Genomic DNA, 18,458 nt, shown 5'->3' on the forward strand with positions numbered 1-18,458 from the left:
AATTGGAGATATCTTCAATAACTATTCTGTAAAATAGTTTTTTAATTAGCTCAATCTTTTACATATTCTTCAAATCTTTTTTTATTAAAATCAATAGAAGTATCTGCTAGAAAATCAAGAATGGATAAATGTCCGGCACCTATAAGTAAAAAGATACGATCTTTTCCAGGGTTATTAATTTGTAATAGATTATGAAAAATCCTTAAATTTCTATTATACCACCACATCGCATTGTCTGGGCCAAAATAATCATTTCCTTCACCCATTTTAAAATTGCCAATTAAGTAGTGTCCATGCATAATTTTTATTGTTTTAGGGGCGTTCATATGAAGGAAGCTATCTATTAAAGGAATTTCTGTCTTCATTTTATCACCAATAGCATACATTTTTGTGAAAGTTTGATGGATTTGTAACTCGCGTTGCAATAAAGATTGATCTGCTTTTTGACGATAATAAGTTTCTTTTTTAGAATATTCTTCACTAATAATATCATTATTCCGTTTGGCAGGTGCATCTACAGCATATACTTTTTTGTGTCCCAGTAATTTTGCTACTCGAAATCCTATTTGGTAAACTTCATTTCGTCTTAATTCAAAATTACCTACTAAGTATTCATTGTATAGCGAATCAAGTCGTTTTTGTCTGTTTTTTCGCCATTCAACTGCAATTTTCGTAGGTGCATATGTTTTAATCGCGTCAATGATTTTCATTAATTCTTTTTGTCTTAGGTCCGACATAATGTCGACCTCATATTCAGGTTTATATTCATCCAGGCCTGGATTATTAAAATGGAATGACCCTAAAATCATTAAATCTGAAAATTGAATATCCTTAAAATGATTATCAATATCAAATCGATTGTTTTGAGCTATACTGGTTTGAACGACTATAACTAAAATTAAATGCTTGAATATATTTTTCATGGGTATAAAATTTAAAATTATTATGTCAAAAGTACCTAGCGATTTCTTGCCTTAAAGTTTTATTATACCAAGAACACCTTTTGCTAAATCAAACCATGAAAAAAATAGGACTACTAATTTAATCTTGTATTTTTAGTATTATATATAAACAAACTCTTATTTCGTCCTAAAAAAAAATGGACTTAGCTTGTAATAGGTATTTTTGAAGTATGGAATTAAAAAAAACATGGAAATATCATCTTTTGTTAGCAATAATCATAGAAATTATGGCGTATTTTAGTGATTATGTTTATGGTGGTAGAGAACGATTTATAGGAAATTTCGAATCTGGCCAAGTACTACTTCGAATTACATTTTTAATTACTTTTTTTAGTACATATTTTATAAATTATTCAATCGTTTGTCCAAGAACATTATCTAAAAAGAAAGTTGGACATTTTCTAATCATTATATTAGTAATGCCATTTGTATTTGCAGGTATTCGCTACTTTCTAGAAGAAATTTTAGTGTATAACCTCTTTGGGTTTCACAATTACCATGAATCAAAACGCGTGTTTTGGTATTATGTGTTTGATAATTCATATTTTACTATTAAAGCATTGTTATTTAGTACATCAATGTACTTGCTCTTTATGTATATTAGGAATTTAAATAGAATTCATCAATTAGAACTCGAAAATAAAAAAGCAGAATTAAGTTTTTTGAAAACCAAATTAGAACCTCACTTTTTATTTAATACACTTAATACATTTTATACAGAACTTATAGACGCGCAACCAAAAACGGCAAAGAGTATTCATAAACTTTCTGATTTATTAAGATACGTTACTTATGAAACAAATAAAGAACATATGCCGCTAACAGAAGAGTTGAAGTTTATAGAAGATTACCTCTATTTTTATAAAAAACGCTATGAATCTAATTTATTTTTAAACTACACAGTAAAAGGTAATGTGACTAATCAGCAAATTCCTCCTCTAATTTTAATTCATTTTTTAGAAAATATCTTTAAACACGGGGTTTATAATCATAAGGAAACTCCGGCAACATTAAAAATTAATATTGGGAATGAACATTTAACAATTGAAACTAAGAATAAAATATCCAAGGGGCAGAATTATAGTGATAAAGGCATTGGAAGAGATAATTTAATTAAACGACTTGACCTATTATTCGAGGATACTTATGAGTTTAGATATAATGAGAATGAAAGCTATTTTGAAACATATTTAAAGTTTCCATTAACCAATAACTAATCTATGAAACACCTAAAATGTTTAATAGTAGACGACGAACCACCAGCAATTCGATTACTTGAAAAGTATATTGAAAAGATACATTTTTTAGAATGTGTAAGCACTAGTACAAACTCTTTAGAAGCATTAGCGATTATTGAAAAAAGAGATATCGATCTCGTGTTTTTAGATATCCAGATGCCAGATTTGACTGGAATACAACTTTCAAAAATTATTGATGAAAAAACTAAAATTATTTTTACCACTGCATATCCACAGTTTGCCATAGAAAGTTATGAACTTAATGCTGTAGATTATCTTTTAAAGCCTTTTGATTTTGAACGTTTTTATCAAGCTATATTAAAAGTTAAAAGTGAAAATAAAGTAAACCCTATAAAGCCAGATGAAGCGTTTATATTTATTAAAACTGACGGCAAAAATAATTTTGAAAAGGTATATATAAAAGACATCTGTTATATTGAAGGCTTGAAGAATTATGTAGCGATTCATTTAACAAATAAGCAAATTATTACTTATAATACCCTAAAGCATATTGAGACTTATTTACCATCAAGTGCATTTGTTAAAATCCATAAATCATTTATTATAGCCTTACAACATATTGATAAAACCGATTCATTATCTGTGCAAATTAAAGATAAGTATTTACCTATTGGGAACACATATAAACAATTGTTTTTTGATGTGATTAAGAAAAATAAACTTTAGAGCATTATGAGCAAACTAAAAAAAGTACTAAAGAAAATCAACTATATTCAGTTAAGCTTAGATTTAATTATTGTATTTATAGGAGTTACTTTAGCATTTGTGTTTACAAATTATAAAGAACAACAAAAAGAAGAAAAAGAAACGCAGCGTGTTATAGGATTATTAAAAGTAGGGATTGAGCGATATGAAGGACTATTTAAAGGTTTTATTCAAAGACATGATGTCTATAATGAAGAATTTAGAGAACGCTTAAATAATGGCTTTGTACAAAACTATCAGGGTATCACTTATCCTTCTCCACAATATCCAACACATGTGATATCTCAGTTGTTATCTAACCAAAGAAATTTAAATACAGACGCATACGTGCTTTTAATTAGTTTTTCTAACGGAATTAAAAGATTGATATATACTGAAGAGAAGTTAGTTGAAAACTCAGAAAAATACATTCAACTTCCTGAAAATACGGGAGCTGTATCTCCTATATATTATATAGAACAAGAAAAATGGGCAAGACAATATTTACGTTATTTAGATATAAGAAAAAATATTTTACAAGAACTAGTGGCTATTATTAGTCAGTTAAAAACACTTATTTAAGTGAGATTAATTTTATTTGAAGATAGTTTTAATAACACTTTTATAGGTTAAGCCTATAGGAATTTGACGATTATTTAAATGAATAATATTACCTTCAATAGATTTTATTTTCTGTTTTGAAACAATAAAAGATTTGTGTATACGAATAAAATCAAAAGATAATGATCTCTCGAAATCTGAGATTTTCTGAAGCGTAACAATTATTTCATCTTCTAGATGCACTTTACAATAATTACCATAAGCTTCAATATATAGGATGTCATTTATATAAATTTGATGTAATTTTTTATCACTTTTAATGAATAATTGTTCTTCATGTAAATCATTTTTTGAAGTACCTATTGATTTAGAACCTAGAAATTGAACTTTATTTATCGCTTTTAAAAAGCGTTCAAAATCAAAAGGCTTTAAAAGGTAATCTATAATATCAAATTCGTAACCTTCTAGGGCAAACTCTTTATATGCAGAAGTAACAATTACCTTAGGAGGGTTAGATAATGTTTTTAGCATTTCAAACCCTGAAAGCTTAGGCATATTAATATCTAAAAATAATAGATCTACTTGCTGTTTCTGTATCAACTGCATAGCTTCAAAAGCATTATAACAGTTACCTACTTTGTTTAATTGAGGTAAATTATTAGCATAGCCTTCGATAATACGATGGGCAATAGGTTCATCATCTACTATAATGTAATTTATATTCATTTAAGTTTAATTATTAATTGTGCGAAAAATACGTTGCTTTCAGAATTAAATAATAATATATGTTTTTTTGGATAAAGCAATTGCAAGCGTTTTTTAAAATTTTCTAAACCTATCCCTTTCTCTTTTAAATTACTATTGTCATAATTGTTTTCTATACTAAAATTCAACTCTTTATCATTACTAGATAATTTTAAATTAATATAAGCATTATCTATTAAACTCTCTATCCCATGTTTAAAAGCATTTTCTAGTAACATTATGAGTAATAAAGGAGAAACCTGTAATTCTTCATTACTAATATTCTTTTCAAATGTAATAGACACTTTTTTTTGATATCGTATTTTATGAATTTCAATATATTGTTCCAAATATGAAACTTCATCTTTTATAGCAACAGTATCATTTTCTCCTTCATAAATGGTATATCGCATGATATCTGATAATTTTAATATGATTTCTGGAGTTTTATCAGATTTTTCAACAGCTAACCCGTAAAGGTTGTTTAATGTATTAAAAAAGAAATGCGGATCTATCTTGCTTTTTAATAAGGCTAACTCTGCTTCTGTCTTATCATTTTTTAACTGCCGATAATGCTTCCACAAATTAAATAACCAGGATAATGCAATGTATCCTACTGTAAGAAAAAAAAATAGTTGGAAAAGCCCAAATATATTACCATCGATTTCTGCTCTAGAAAGCTCTTCTTTTCGCTTGTAAGTCAACATTCCCCACAAAGAACTTAAGATTAAAACCCAAAGAATTATAGAACGATAGTATGTTTTGATAAACGATTTCACAACTCAAAAGTATCATTTAGAATGTTTTAAAACAACTTATTTGATGAACTGGAACATATCGCTGATAAACTAAATTGAAGCAATGATAAACCACCACTTAAAAAGTGTTCTGTAGTATTTAAACAAGAAGAAATATCATTCATCATATAGATTGGTAATTGCAATATCAAGCTTTTAATTTCGAGGTATTATTAAATCTAAAAAACTTTAATTATGAAAAATCATATCATTTACTTGTTTACATTATGCTTTGCATTGGGGTATTCGCAAAACTCAATTTCAGAATTTACTAATTCATTGGATAGAAATATCCCTAAACAGTTAAAAGAAAAAAATGTGCCAGGATTAGCTGTTGCTATTATTGATAATGCAGAGGTAATTTATAAAAAAGGGTTTGGATTAGCAGATATAAATAATCAAATTAAAATAACTTCTGAAACGGGTTTTAATATTGGTTCTATATCAAAATTATTTACAGCTTGGGGAGTCATGAAATTGGTTGAGAAAGGAAAGCTGAATTTAGATATTCCGGTAGAAAATTATTTAACCCGATGGAAGCTTCCAGAATCTAAATTTGATAAAAGCAAGGTTACAATCAGAGGCTTGCTAGGTCATACGGGAGGAATTTCGGTTCATGGTTATCCGGGATTTCATCCAGATGCAAAATTACCAACACTTGAAGCTTCATTGAATGGAGAAAACGGGCCAGTTAGAGCAAATGAAAAAGTAGAACTAATTTATGAACCACAAACCAAATTTGAATATTCGGGAGGTGGATATACGATCTTACAATTAGTGATAGAAGAAGTTACAGGGAAATCATTTGAGAAATATATGCAAAATCAAATTTTTAAGCCTTTAAAAATGAAACATACAAGTTTCACTATAAATCAAAATATATTAAAGAATTCCGCAACACCTTATGATGAAGATGGTAAAGAAGTATATTTTGAAGTGTTTACTGCGAAAGCAGCTGCAGGATTACAAACTACACTTGAGGATATGCTGATTTTTGTTAATGCTTCATTAAAAGGTAATAAGATATTAAACAAAGATACATTGCAATTAATGCGTAAACCTTCAAAATTAAGCAGAGGTAACTATGGATTAGGGTATATCATATTTCCGTTAGGAGATATAACAGTTAAAGGACATACAGGAACAAATACAGGTTGGGAATCCGCATTTTTATTAGATTTTGAATATAAAAGTGGTATGATAGCATTAACAAATGCCTCAAAAAATGGCGAAGCTGTAGCTAGAAGAATATTGCGTGAATGGGTGAAATGGAAGACCTCTCAAATTAAAAAATAAGAAGATGAAACCATTTTTTAAATTTATAATATTAATTACTACCATATTTTATTCACTTATTAGTCAAGCACAATTAGACTCATTATTTGTTTTAGAAATTAAACCTATTCAGAAAGAGATCTTGGCTAAACTGACCGGACAAAAAGCAATAAAAGATAACCTGTTTTTACTGCAAAGAAGTACACCTAAAGAACGACGTCTAACAGTAGACTATCTGTCTGATTATCTTTTTAATATGGGTTGGGAATTGTATAATCATCATTATAAAACAACCAATGGAAATCCGTTTTTAGATTTGATTTTAAAACCTATGACAGGCATTAATGTGGTTGCAAAATTACCTGCTACTAAAACCAGTAATGAATATATAATCTTTGGATCTCACTATGATTCAGAACGAGGAAGCCCAGGTGCTATAGATAATGCCTCTGGAATAGCTTTAAGCCTAGGGTTAGCCCATAAGTTAACAGATTTGAAAGAACGAAAAGTTAATTTTATAATCGTATTTTTTGATCAGGAAGAAGATAATGAAATAGGAAGTAAAGCGTATGCGAAATTGCTGAAAAAGAGCGGGAGAGAAGTACATTCTGTACATACCATAGATATGATGGGATGGGATAAAGATGATAATCGTGGATTTGAGATAGAGCTTCCTACTTTAAGCATGCAACAACTGTATGAAACCGAAGTTGAGAAATTCAATATTCCTCTTAGTATAACCAAAGTAAGTTCATCAGATCACAAATCATTTATAGATCAAGGGTTTAATGCTGTTGGAATTTCAGAAGAATATGTAAAGCGAGATACAACTCCTTATATTCATACGCCTAATGATACTTATGATACTGTGAATTTTAACTTTCTAATATCTACTACGCAAATTATATATCAAATATTTAAAAAATTAGCGCAATGAGTATAATTCAAAAGATTAAATCATTTAATGAATATGAAATATTACTTGTATTAAGTTTTGTACTCATCATTATAAAAAGTATGGAGTATTTATTTATTGGAATTTTTTATCCATTAATAATCATTATATTATTATTAAGTCCATTCATATATATCGCTTTTGGAGCAAAATGCAATTTTCAAAAAGCATTAAAATATTGGAGTATATTAATTATTTGTTACGGAACAATACGTGTTTTATTGCATGTTTTGACCTTTATAGAATCCAAAGGTATTCCATCTGCAGCATATTACCAATTCACATTATGGTATGGTTTAAAAAGTATGATTTATATTGTATTAGGTAGTGTATTGTTATTGAAGAGAAAGTACATTACTTATTAATCAATTATAAAAAAAGCGTTAGTGTAGGGACTAACGCTTTTAGAGAAAATTTAATTAGCTATTAATTAAAAACAATACTTGTTTTCTCTTTTTACTTTTTCTGCTATAGCATTACGTAAATCAACAATGTCAGGATAGTTTGTATATTTTGTAAAACGTTTAAGACCCATGAGCATCATACGTTGTTCATCACCTTCAGCAAATGAAATGATGCTTTCTTTTCCATTTTTTTCTACGATATCTACGGCGTGATACAAATATAATTTAGCCATCGCAATTTGTGTAGCTTGTGCGTCTTCACCAAAGCGTTTTACATTTTTTTCAGTTCTTAAAATTGCAGATTCAGCCATATATATTTCAATTAAGATATCAGAAGCAGCGATGAGTAACTGTTGGTGTTCTTCTATTTGTGGTCCAAATTTTTGTACCGCAGCACCAGCTACCATTAAAAATGTTTTCTTTAGTTTGGCGATCATTTGCTTTTCTTCAGAAAACAATTCAGAATAATCTGGTGTTTCAAAAGAAGGAATACCCATTAATTCTTCTTGAACAGCCATTGCAGGCGTCAATAAATCTACATGACCTTTCATAGCTTTTTTAACTAACATTCCCACGCAAAGCATTCTGTTAATTTCATTAGTTCCTTCATAAATACGTGTAATACGTGCATCTCTCCAAGCTGCTTCCATAGGTGTTTCTTCGGAGAATCCCATCCCTCCATAAATTTGGATACCTTCATCTGCACAAGCTTGTACATCTTCAGATACTGCAACTTTAAGGATAGAACATTCAATAGCATATTCTTCAACACCTTTAAGTTCTGCTTCTTGATGTGAATTACCAGCAGCTTGACGTAAAGCAATACGATCTTCAATGTTTTTTGCAGCTCTATAACTTGCAGATTCTCCTACATAAGCATTGGTTGCCATTTCTGCTAACTTTACTTTAATTGCTCCAAAATCTGAAATTGGTGTTTTAAATTGTTTACGTTCATTAGCGTATTGAGTTGCCATAGAAGTAATACGGCGTTGCGAATCTAAACATGCTCCTGCTAATTTAATACGTCCAACATTTAAAGCATTCATAGCAATCTTGAATCCGTTACCTCTTGTAGATAACATATTTTCTACAGGAACTACTGTATCATTAAAAAATACTTGACGTGTGGACGAAGCACGAATACCTAATTTATGTTCTTCCTCACCTAAAGTAATTCCATTATTTGGATTGTTTTCTATAATAAAACCAGTAATGTTTTTATCATCTTCAATACGGGCAAATACAATAAATAACTTACAGAAACCTGCATTAGAGATCCACATTTTTTGCCCATTGATTTTATAAGATTTTCCATCAGTTGATAATTCAGCAGTGGTTTTTCCAGAATTGGCATCACTACCAGCTCCAGGTTCAGTTAAGCAATACGCTCCAAACCATTCTCCAGTGGCTAACTTTGGAACATATTTTAATTTTTGTTCTTCAGAACCATAAAGTGTAATTGGCATAGTACCAATACCAGTATGAGCACCAAAAGCAGTACTAAAAGATCCTGTACCACTAGAAATATAATCGCATACTAACATTGTAGATACAAATCCCATATTTAAGCCACCATAGGCTTCAGGAACAGAAACACCTAAAAACCCTAGCTCACCAGCTTTGCGCATACATTCTTCGGTAAGTGCATAATCTTTAGCCTCAAAGCGTGCTTTGTGAGGAATAATTTCGCGATCATTAAACTCTATAACAGCTTCTTTCATCATCTGCTGCTCTTCTGAAAAATCTTCAGGAGTAAAAATATCTTCACAATTGGTTTCCTTTACTAGGAATTGCCCTCCTCTTAATAGTTCTCTTTCTTCCATATTCTTTATATTATTTTGTAGTTTTAAATAATGAGATTTATTACGTTATCTCAATACCTAATTTCCGCATCCTTTATTTTTTAATTTAAAAATTCAAATATTCCACAAGCACCTTGCCCGGTACCTACACACATAGTTACTGCACCATATTTTCCTTGCATATTTTGTTTACGCATTTCGTCAAATAGTTGAACAGATAACTTAGCTCCAGTACAACCTAATGGATGACCTAATGCAATAGCGCCTCCATTAACATTAACAATATCTGGATTGAGGTTTAATTCACGAATTACTGCTAAAGATTGAGAAGCAAAAGCTTCGTTTAATTCAATTAATGATAAATCATCTTGCTGTAATCCAGCTTGCTTTAATGCTTTTGGAATCGCTTTTACTGGACCTATTCCCATAATGCGAGGTTCTACACCAGCAGCAGCATAATTAACTAATCGTGCAATAGGTTCAAGGTTTAACTCTTTAACCATGGTTTCACTCATTACCATAACAAAAGCAGCGCCATCGCTCATTTGAGATGAGTTACCAGCAGTAACACTTCCGTCAGCAGCAAACACAGGACGTAATTTAGCTAGAGCTTTTATACTTGTATTTGCACGAGGGCCTTCATCTTTAGTTACTGTATATGATTTTGTAGCTTTTTTACCATTGTCGTCAATGTAAGTTTGCTCAACTTCTATTGGAACAATTTGATCTTGAAAACGATTTTCAGCTTGAGCTTTTAACGCTTTCATATGAGAGTTAAACGCAAATTCATCTTGATCTTCACGAGAAACTTTAAATTGATTTGCAACTGCTTCAGCAGTATTTCCCATTCCCCAGTAGTAATCTTCATGACCAGCTTTTACAATAGCATCATAATTTAACTCAGGTTTAAATCCGGTCATGGGTACAGCACTCATACTTTCAGCACCACCAGCAATGATACAATCGGCCATTCCAGCTTGAATTTTTGCTGTAGCAACTCCAATAGTTTCTATTCCTGAAGAGCAAAATCGATTGATTGTTACTCCTGGGACATCCACAGAATTTAATCCCATTAAAGAGATTAGTCGCGCCATATTTAATCCTTGAGAACCTTCTGGCATTGCATTACCAACTATAACATCATCAATTCGTGATGCCTCTAACTGAGGTAATTCTTTCATCATATGCTGTATGGTTTCAGCAGCTAATTCATCTGTTCTTTTAAATCTGAATACACCTTTAGGGGCCTTCCCAACTGCTGTTCTATATGCTTTTACTATATATGCTTGTTTCATTTTCTAAATTTTTATAATTAGATTTTAGATTGGTTAGAATCATTTATTATAACCTTTTCTAATTACGGAGTGGTTTTCCAGTTTTCAACATGTGCTGAATGCGTTCTAATGTTTTACGTTCTGTACAAAGAGATAAAAAAGCTTCGCGTTCTAGATCTAATAAATATTGTTCACTTACTAAAGTAGGTTCAGATAAATCTCCACCTGCCATCACATAAGCTAATTTGTTTGCAATTTTCTTATCATGCTCAGAAATATAATGACTTGCTTCCATAGAGTCTGTTCCTACCAAAAACATACTTAAGGCTTGTTTTCCTAGTACTTTTACATCTTTGCGTTTTACAGGTTGTGTATAACCAGATTCAGCCATTAATTTAGCATACGCTTTTGCAGTAGCAATTTGTCGATCTTTATTAACCACAACAATATCCTTTCCTTTTTGAAGAATCCCTAAATCAAAAGCTTCATAAGCAGAAGTTGCCACTTTAGCCATGCCAATAGTTAAAAAATACTCTTGAAGCACATTGAGTTGAACGTCTCCTTTTTTAAATGTATCTGAAGCACGCAAAGCCATTTCTTTAGAACCACCTCCACCAGGAATAACACCTACACCAAATTCAACTAATCCGATATAGGTTTCAGCAGCAGCTACGACTTTATCAGTATGCATTGATAGCTCGCAAGAACCACCAAGCGACAAGCCATGTGGAGCTGCAACCGTAGGAATGGACGAATAACGCATGCGCATCACGGTGTCTTGAAAGTATTTGATAGCCATATTTAACTCGTCATATTCTTGCTCAACAGCCATCATAAATATCATCCCAATATTGGCACCTACCGAAAAATTTGCAGCTTGATTTCCTATCACCAAACCTTGATAATTTTTTTCAGCTAAATCTATAGCTTTATTTAATCCAGCGAGCACATCACCACCAATGGTATTCATTTTAGATTGAAACTCTATATTTAAAATGCCATCTCCTAAATCTTCAATAACTACTCCTGAGTTTTTAAAGACCTCATTAGATTTTCTAATATTATCTAAGATGATAAAAGCGTCTTGTCCAGGTATTTTTTCTTGAGATTGCTTCGGAATATCATATGCATAGGTTGCACCATCTTTTACTGTATAGAATGACGAATTACCAGATGCTAACATCTCTATTACCCAAGCTGCAGGCTCCAAACCTTCAGTTTTCATTATATCAATTCCTTTTTCTACACCAATGGCATCCCAAATTTGAAAAGGGCCATGTTCCCATCCAAAACCAGCTTTCATAGCATCATCTATTTTATACAAATCGTCTGAAATTTCAGGAATTCGATTGGTAACGTAAGCGAAAAGAGCTGCAAATGATTTACGATAGAATTCACCAGCTTTATCTTTTCCGGAAACCAATATTTTAAAACGATCAATAACGTTATCTATAGTTTTGGTAAGCTCTAAGGTTGCAAATTTCGCTTTTTGTGCTGAGCGATATTCCAATGTATTTAAATCGAGAGATAAAATTTCTTTTTTGCCTTCTGCAGATATACTTTTTTTATAAAAACCTTGTTTAGTTTTACTTCCAAACCACTTATTTTCTACCATTGTATTGATGAAATCGGGTAATTTAAATAACTCTAAACGCTCATCATTTTTACAATTATCAGCAATACCATTGGCAACATGTACCAAAGTATCTAAGCCAACAACGTCTACTGTTCGGAATGTAGCAGATTTTGGTCGACCAATCACTGGACCAGTTAGCTTATCAACTTCTTCAATGGTTAATCCTAATTCTTTTACTTGATGGAATAAACTTTGAATTCCAAAAATTCCAATTCTGTTTCCTATAAATGCAGGTGTGTCTTTGGCAATTACAGATGTTTTTCCGAGGAATTGCTCACCATAAGCATTTAAAAATTCTAATACTTCAGGATTGGTTTTTGGCCCAGGAATGATCTCAAATAATTTTAAATAACGAGCTGGATTAAAAAAGTGTGTACCGCAAAAATGCTTTTGAAAATCATCACTTCTTCCTTCGTTCATGAATTTTATAGGAATTCCAGAAGTATTAGACGTGATTAATGTTCCAGGAGTTCTATGTTTTTCAAGATTTTCGAATACTTTTTGTTTAATATCTAAACGCTCTACCACAACTTCAATAATCCAATCTACATCTTTCACTTTTGCAATATCGTCTTCTAAATTCCCTGTGGTAATTCTGTTTGCAAATTTTTGCAAATAAATAGGAGAGGGTTTCGATTTCAAAGCTACTTTAAGAGAATCATTTACCAAACGATTACGAACCACCTTATTTTCGAGAGTTAACCCTTTAGCTTTTTCAATTTCATTAAGTTTATTGGGTACAATATCTAACAGTAAGACATCTACGCCAATATTTGCGAAATGACATGCAATACCACTACCCATAATGCCTGAACCAATGACTGCTACTTTTTTTATTCTTCGTTTGCTCATTTTTATTTTAAAATAGATGCTATTTTTTTATTGTATATTTTTTTGTTTGAAACCATTTCATTTATTAGTTCAGCAACTTCATAGAAGTGGTTCAACTTTTCTTCTGAAATGTTATTACGTATAGTTTCATTAAAAGTCAATACCCGTTCTCGAGAGTATTCTCTTTTTTCTTTTCCAAAATCTGTAAGATGTATTATAACTCCGCGACCGTCTTTTGGATTTGGCCTACGTTCGATTAAACCTAGTTCATCCATTCGTTTTAATATTCTAGATAAACTCGTAGCTTCCATTCCCATTTTTGGGCCTAAGGCTGTTGAAGCTGTACCTTCTTCGGGATCTATACTTAATAGCGTAAATCCAGTTGCCATGGTGGTATCAAATTTTGCAGCTTCTTCATTATACATTTTGTTTACAGCCAACCAAGTGGTTCTTAAAACATAATCAATGGTTTTATCTTTCATCTAATTATAATATTTGTTGAGAGGTCACTTTTGTAAGTTCACGCATTACAAGTACACTCTTGAATTAATAGCTAAGTCAAAGATATAAAAATTTATTATGCATGCATAATAAATTAGAAAAACTTAACAAATAATAAATGTTTTAGTAAAAGAATTAAAAAATAATAATTTAAGATCGATAAATCTTCTCTATAAGATGTGCATAAATATTTTTAATGACGCTACGTTTCATTTTCATAGTAGGAGTAAGATGACCAGCGTCTATAGACCATACTTCGGGCGTCAATTCAAAACGTTTTATTTGTTCCCAGTTGCCAAAATTCATATTACAACTGTTAATCTCTTCTTGAATACGTTCTATAATAATTTGAGATGATGCAATTTCAGCTTCAGTTGTACCTACATCTTTATTTTTTCGCTCAATCCAATCTTTGATAAAATCAAAATTTGGCTGTATAATGGCAGCAGGCATTTTTTCGCCTTCACCTATAACCATAACCTGTTCTATAAATCGAGATTGTTTTAAGATATCTTCTAAAAGCGTTGGAATAACATATTTACCACCAGATGTTTTAAACATCTCTTTTTTACGTCCTGTAATTTTTAAAAACCCATCGTCGGATAATTCACCTTTATCTCCGGTGTGAAAATAACCGTCAATAATTACTTCAGCTGTTTTTTCTGGATCTTTATAATAGCCTAACATCACGTTTGGACCTTTAACAAGTATCTCACCATCACCAGCTATTTTAACCTCTACATTATTAATAACGCGTCCTACAGTACCTATTCTAAAACCTCCACCACGTTCATCATTTACAGAGATTACAGGTGAAGTTTCTGTTAAACCATAGCCTTCCATAATAGGCATACCTGCTGCTGCAAAAGTTCGGGTAAGCCGTGATTGCAAAGCTGCACTTCCAGATACCATAAGTTCTAATTCTCCACCAAGACCTTCTTGCCATTTACTAAAAATAAGTTTGCGAGCCAGCTTGAGTTGCTTCTCGTACCACCAACCATTTTTACCATAAGGTTCATACTTCAGTCCTAAATTAATTGCCCAAAAAAAGAATGCTTTTTTAATGCCTGACAATTCAGTGCCTTTAGCAACAATTTTATCGTATACTTTCTCATAGAGACGAGGTACAGCTGTCATTACATTAGGCTTAACCTCTTTAAGGTTATCACTCATTTTTTCGATAGACTCAGCAAAATAAATTTCTACGCCACAATATTGATATAAGTATAAGATCATACGTTCAAATACATGACAAACTGGTAAAAAACTAAGTGCTTTAGATTTTCCATAATTAAAGGGAACGCGTGTTTCACTATCCAATACGTTGGATACTAAGTTATTGTGTGACAACATAACTCCTTTAGGCGTTCCTGTGGTTCCAGAAGTATAAATAATAGTTGCAAGATCGTTAGGTGTTACGGAAGCTTTTATGTTTTCTACTTCAGGTTGATTACTGTTATCTTTCCCTAATTGAAATAATTCTGAATAATGTTTGCAACCTTCAATTTCATCAAAAGAATACACTTCCTTTAATTGTGTATTATCTTTGATCACATTTATTTTTGCCAGTACTTCTTCATCAGAAACAAAACAATAAATAGATTCGGAATGATTAATGACATATTCATAATCTTCGGCACAAATGGTAGGATAAATAGGTATATTTTGAGCTCCTACTTGTAAGACACCTATGTCTATAAGATTCCATTCAGTTCGATTATTTGTGGAAATTACAGCAATTTTGTCTCCTTTTTTGACACCCAATCTAAGCAAAGCACGACTTATAGCATTGGCTTTATCGATATATTCTTGTGATGAAATGGATTGCCATTCACCATCATATTTTGTAGTAAATGCTTTATCTAGATTATAAGTATCTCGTTGGTGATACGGGAAGTCAAAAAGTCGAGTGATATTTGCCATTAAAAATTATGAGATTTTGAAATGCCAAATTAGGAAATAAAATGTGGTTTTGAAATAATATTTTATTATTAATACCTAGACAATTGGTTAATAACTACGTTATTGGTTTTTTTTAACTGAATATCGTTAAATCTTATAGTATAAAACTCAATACAAACATTGTTTTTTCTTTTTCAGGCTTAAAGTAGATAGTGCCCCCGTGGGATTCCATAATGCTTTTAGTGAGTGTTAGCCCTATTCCAGACCCACCTTTACGAGTAGTAAAATAGGGAACAAAAATATTATCTTTAATATCTTCTGAAATACCAATACCATTATCTGAAAAATAAATATTGATTTTATTGTTAATCTGTTTTACTTCTATGCTTATGTTTAATTGATCTTTTATGGCGTTTAAGCTGTTAGAAATTAAATTAATAAATACCTGTTCTATTTGTTTTTTATCAATATTTAATATATAATGTTCTGAGTTATCAAATATTACAGTAACATTATTTTCTTCAAACTCTTGTTTAAATAGTACTAAAGTATTTTTAATAAGCTGGTTAATATTTGTTTGTTCTTTCTCAGGTAAAGGTAATTCAGTTAAAGTTCGATAAGTATCTACAAAATTGGTAAGATGTAATGAACGTCGATTAATAATTTGTAAGCCTTGTGAAAGTTCATCTAAAGCTTCTTTATCTGGTTCTTCTTGTAATAAAGAGTTTAAATTACTGGCCAAAGTACTAATAGGAGTAATAGTATTAATGATTTCGTGAGACATTACATTCATTAATTTATACCAGGATTCTTTTTCTTTTTTATCAATAACCTGTTGGATAGTTTCTAAAGTAATTATTAAATATTCAAAATTATAAGTTTTAGTTACTGATGTTTTTAAATAAAAAGTTTCTGCTTGATCATTAATATTAAGAGAGATTGTTTTTCTTTGCTTTTTCCAAGATTGTTGATCTATTAAATCGATTAGTGGCTTTATTTTCTCTTTTAATAATTCCCATTTATAATATTTAGGAATCTTTAAAAACCCAGTAAATGTATCATTAAGCTGATAGACCTCAATAAGGTTTTTACTGTCTTTTCTTAAAATAAGTGTACCTATAGTTAAACTCTCAATAATATTAGTAAAAATAAGTTGTTCTGAACTTTGTTTTAAATCTCGTTCTTTGTATTTTTTTATAAGTAGAGCTGTTTTATGATAGAGACTATTTTTTCGTTTTCTTTTTGAAATAGAAATAGAATAGTCATCGTATAATAAACAATCTATAGATTTTTCAATATCAGCTATTAAAGATTTTATGTAATCTATAAATAAGAAAATTTGAGCAATTAAAAAGACACAGAAAATAAAAAACGTAATGATATATTTATTGATCAAGAAGTAGTAAATCGCAATTCCATTGATACTTAGTAAAAATGCTCTTATAATAATTTGTATGTAGATGTTTTTTGTCAAATTACATTTTATATTTTTCTAATCGTCTATATAATGCAGCTCTTGTTAATCCTAATTCTTTTGCGGCTTTACTAATATTACCTTGATGCTTATTCAATGCATTTTTTATGAATGTTTTTTCAGTATCTTCTAAGTTAAGTGTTTTGGGTATATTGGTTTCAAATTTTTTTGTTGAAAAATGTAAATCTTCCATTTGAATCGCGTTAGTATCTGAAATGATAGTAGCACGTTCAATAATATGCTCTAACTCTCTAATATTACCTGGCCAATGGTAGTTTAGCAACGCATCAGAAGCTGATTTAGAAATAGTTTTTATCAGTTTTCGATACTTATTTGCTTGTGTTTTTAAAAAATGATTGGCTAATAACAATATATCTTCCTGACGTTCTCGTAAAGGAGGGAGGTGTAATTCTATCGTATTAATTCTGTATAATAAATCTTGACGAAAATTATCTTCATCCATCATTTTATGAATATCTGCATTAGTAGCACAGATAATACGTGCATCAATGGGACGCTCAATAGCTTCTCCTAAACGCATTATTTTTTTATTTTGAATTACAGTTAATAGCTTCGCTTGAAGATGTAAAGGAATATTTCCTATTTCATCTAAAAAGATAGTACCACCTTTAGCCAATTCAAATCGTCCTTGAGTATCTTTTTGTGCATCCGTAAAAGCACCTTTAGCATATCCAAATAATTCACTTTCAAATAAGTTTTCGTTTAAAGACCCTAAGTCAATATGAATAAATGGATGTTTTTTTCTATTGGATTGTAAATGGATCTCTTTTGCGAATACATATTTTCCAGTTCCATTTTCTCCAAGTATTAAGATATTGGCATCAGTAGGAGCAACTTTTTGCATCAATTTTACAGCATCGTTCATTGCTGAAGAGGCTCCAATAATGTGCTCTGTTTGTTGGTGAAATTCCTTGTTTTGCTGCTCTTGTATGGTCTCCAACTGTGTGTTTTTTCGCTTTGAGCGTGCTAATTCTACACCAGCATTTACAATGGAATATAGTTTTTCACTATTCCAGGGTTTTAAGATAAAATCGGTTGCACCTTGTTTAATAGCGTCTACAGCAAGATTAACACTTCCAAAAGCAGTCATTAAAATTACAGTAGTTTCAGGACTTATCTCTTTAATTTGTTTTAGCCAATAAAGTCCTTCTTTACCATCTTCAAAACCAATGCGGTAATTCATGTCTAAAAGAACAACATCAATTTGCTGAGCTAGTTTTGTGATAATAGTTTTAGGATTGTTTGTTGTTATGATATTCGTAAAATGATTTTTCAAACTAATTTTAGCCGAAAATAAAATATCATCATCATCATCAACTAATAAAATGGAAGCTTCCTTTTTTCGCATATGCATAGTTACATATATGTTTGATATC

At 30.7% G+C, this 18,458-nt stretch carries 16 protein-coding genes; 6 read left to right on the forward strand and 10 right to left on the reverse strand.

Annotated features, from left to right (window positions below; all coding sequences use genetic code 11):
• Positions 1-50 precede the first annotated feature (50 nt).
• Positions 51-923 carry a hypothetical protein gene (locus D1817_06970; protein ID AXT19624.1) on the reverse strand — a complete coding sequence of 291 codons (873 nt, stop codon included), beginning with the start codon at positions 921-923 and terminating at the stop codon, positions 51-53.
• A 209-nt stretch (positions 924-1,132) separates the two neighbouring features.
• Between D1817_06970 and D1817_06975 the strand changes: the two genes are divergently transcribed.
• Genes D1817_06975 through D1817_06985 form a run of 3 tightly spaced genes read left to right on the forward strand, consistent with a single transcriptional unit; the run spans position 1,133 to position 3,487 of the window.
• A complete protein-coding gene (locus tag D1817_06975; GenBank protein AXT19625.1) occupies positions 1,133-2,179 on the forward strand; it encodes a hypothetical protein in 1,047 nt (348 codons plus the stop codon).
• Between the two features lie 3 nt (positions 2,180-2,182).
• Positions 2,183-2,887 carry a DNA-binding response regulator gene (locus D1817_06980; protein AXT19626.1) on the forward strand — a complete coding sequence of 235 codons (705 nt, stop codon included), beginning with the start codon at positions 2,183-2,185 and terminating at the stop codon, positions 2,885-2,887.
• A gap of 6 nt (positions 2,888-2,893) precedes the next feature.
• A complete protein-coding gene (locus D1817_06985) occupies positions 2,894-3,487 on the forward strand; it encodes a hypothetical protein (protein ID AXT19627.1) in 594 nt (197 codons plus the stop codon).
• A 12-nt stretch (positions 3,488-3,499) separates the two neighbouring features.
• On the opposite strand, the gene D1817_06990 is transcribed toward D1817_06985, so the two are convergent.
• Together D1817_06990 and D1817_06995 are read right to left on the reverse strand one after the other, a co-directional pair.
• Complete coding sequence (locus D1817_06990; protein ID AXT19628.1) at positions 3,500-4,192, reverse strand: DNA-binding response regulator; 693 nt, start codon at positions 4,190-4,192, stop codon at positions 3,500-3,502.
• Entirely contained in the window at positions 4,189-4,917 is a 729-nt protein-coding gene (locus tag D1817_06995) for a sensor histidine kinase (protein ID AXT19629.1), read from the reverse strand. Before D1817_06995 ends, D1817_06990 begins: the two co-directional genes overlap by 4 nt.
• A 285-nt stretch (positions 4,918-5,202) precedes the next feature.
• Between D1817_06995 and D1817_07000 the strand changes: the two genes are divergently transcribed.
• Genes D1817_07000 through D1817_07010 form a run of 3 tightly spaced genes read left to right on the forward strand, consistent with a single transcriptional unit; the run spans position 5,203 to position 7,602 of the window.
• A complete protein-coding gene (locus tag D1817_07000; GenBank protein ID AXT19630.1) occupies positions 5,203-6,303 on the forward strand; it encodes a class A beta-lactamase-related serine hydrolase in 1,101 nt (366 codons plus the stop codon).
• 4 nt (positions 6,304-6,307) lie between these two features.
• Positions 6,308-7,219, forward strand: a complete 912-nt coding sequence (locus D1817_07005; protein AXT19631.1) for a Zn-dependent exopeptidase M28 — start codon at positions 6,308-6,310, stop codon at positions 7,217-7,219.
• A complete protein-coding gene (locus tag D1817_07010; protein ID AXT19632.1) occupies positions 7,216-7,602 on the forward strand; it encodes a hypothetical protein in 387 nt (128 codons plus the stop codon). The genes D1817_07005 and D1817_07010 overlap by 4 nt, the downstream gene beginning before the upstream one ends.
• Positions 7,603-7,667: 65 nt before the next feature.
• Here the strand turns inward: D1817_07010 and D1817_07015 are convergent, their stop codons facing one another.
• From D1817_07015 to D1817_07045, 7 genes are all read right to left on the reverse strand, one after another.
• Positions 7,668-9,464 carry an acyl-CoA dehydrogenase gene (locus D1817_07015; protein ID AXT19633.1) on the reverse strand — a complete coding sequence of 599 codons (1,797 nt, stop codon included), beginning with the start codon at positions 9,462-9,464 and terminating at the stop codon, positions 7,668-7,670.
• 80 nt (positions 9,465-9,544) lie between these two features.
• Positions 9,545-10,738 carry an acetyl-CoA C-acyltransferase gene (locus D1817_07020; GenBank protein AXT19634.1) on the reverse strand — a complete coding sequence of 398 codons (1,194 nt, stop codon included), beginning with the start codon at positions 10,736-10,738 and terminating at the stop codon, positions 9,545-9,547.
• A 58-nt stretch (positions 10,739-10,796) separates the two neighbouring features.
• A complete protein-coding gene (locus D1817_07025) occupies positions 10,797-13,205 on the reverse strand; it encodes a 3-hydroxyacyl-CoA dehydrogenase/enoyl-CoA hydratase family protein (GenBank protein AXT19635.1) in 2,409 nt (802 codons plus the stop codon).
• Between the two features lie 2 nt (positions 13,206-13,207).
• Positions 13,208-13,666, reverse strand: a complete 459-nt coding sequence (locus tag D1817_07030) for a MarR family transcriptional regulator (GenBank protein ID AXT19636.1) — start codon at positions 13,664-13,666, stop codon at positions 13,208-13,210.
• A 169-nt stretch (positions 13,667-13,835) separates the two neighbouring features.
• On the reverse strand, positions 13,836-15,608 hold the full coding sequence (locus D1817_07035; protein ID AXT19637.1) for a long-chain fatty acid--CoA ligase: 1,773 nt from the start codon (positions 15,606-15,608) through the stop codon (positions 13,836-13,838).
• Positions 15,609-15,741: 133 nt separating this feature from the next.
• Positions 15,742-16,983 (reverse strand): sensor histidine kinase, encoded by a 1,242-nt coding sequence (locus D1817_07040; GenBank protein ID AXT19638.1) that lies wholly within the window; start codon positions 16,981-16,983, stop codon positions 15,742-15,744.
• A gap of 79 nt (positions 16,984-17,062) precedes the next feature.
• The gene (locus tag D1817_07045) at positions 17,063-18,430 is read right to left on the reverse strand and encodes a sigma-54-dependent Fis family transcriptional regulator (protein ID AXT21243.1); all 1,368 of its coding nucleotides are present in this window, start codon (positions 18,428-18,430) and stop codon (positions 17,063-17,065) included.
• Positions 18,431-18,458: the final 28 nt, after the last annotated feature.

The sequence above is a fragment of the Flavobacteriaceae bacterium genome (assembly GCA_003443635.1).
GTDB lineage: Bacteria > Bacteroidota > Bacteroidia > Flavobacteriales > Flavobacteriaceae > AU392.

Coding starts and splice junctions, on each gene's coding strand:
- D1817_07010 (AXT19632.1), top strand. CDS start 7,216: ATGAGTATAATTCAAAAGATTAAATCATTTAATGAATATGAAATATTA.
- D1817_07020 (AXT19634.1), bottom strand. CDS start 10,738: ATGAAACAAGCATATATAGTAAAAGCATATAGAACAGCAGTTGGGAAG.
- D1817_07000 (AXT19630.1), top strand. CDS start 5,203: ATGAAAAATCATATCATTTACTTGTTTACATTATGCTTTGCATTGGGG.
- D1817_06970 (AXT19624.1), bottom strand. CDS start 923: ATGAAAAATATATTCAAGCATTTAATTTTAGTTATAGTCGTTCAAACC.
- D1817_06975 (AXT19625.1), top strand. CDS start 1,133: ATGGAATTAAAAAAAACATGGAAATATCATCTTTTGTTAGCAATAATC.
- D1817_07030 (AXT19636.1), bottom strand. CDS start 13,666: ATGAAAGATAAAACCATTGATTATGTTTTAAGAACCACTTGGTTGGCT.
- D1817_07005 (AXT19631.1), top strand. CDS start 6,308: ATGAAACCATTTTTTAAATTTATAATATTAATTACTACCATATTTTAT.
- D1817_06985 (AXT19627.1), top strand. CDS start 2,894: ATGAGCAAACTAAAAAAAGTACTAAAGAAAATCAACTATATTCAGTTA.
- D1817_07015 (AXT19633.1), bottom strand. CDS start 9,464: ATGGAAGAAAGAGAACTATTAAGAGGAGGGCAATTCCTAGTAAAGGAA.
- D1817_06995 (AXT19629.1), bottom strand. CDS start 4,917: ATGTTGACTTACAAGCGAAAAGAAGAGCTTTCTAGAGCAGAAATCGAT.
- D1817_06990 (AXT19628.1), bottom strand. CDS start 4,192: ATGAATATAAATTACATTATAGTAGATGATGAACCTATTGCCCATCGT.
- D1817_07035 (AXT19637.1), bottom strand. CDS start 15,608: ATGGCAAATATCACTCGACTTTTTGACTTCCCGTATCACCAACGAGAT.
- D1817_06980 (AXT19626.1), top strand. CDS start 2,183: ATGAAACACCTAAAATGTTTAATAGTAGACGACGAACCACCAGCAATT.
- D1817_07045 (AXT21243.1), bottom strand. CDS start 18,430: ATGCGAAAAAAGGAAGCTTCCATTTTATTAGTTGATGATGATGATGAT.
- D1817_07025 (AXT19635.1), bottom strand. CDS start 13,205: ATGAGCAAACGAAGAATAAAAAAAGTAGCAGTCATTGGTTCAGGCATT.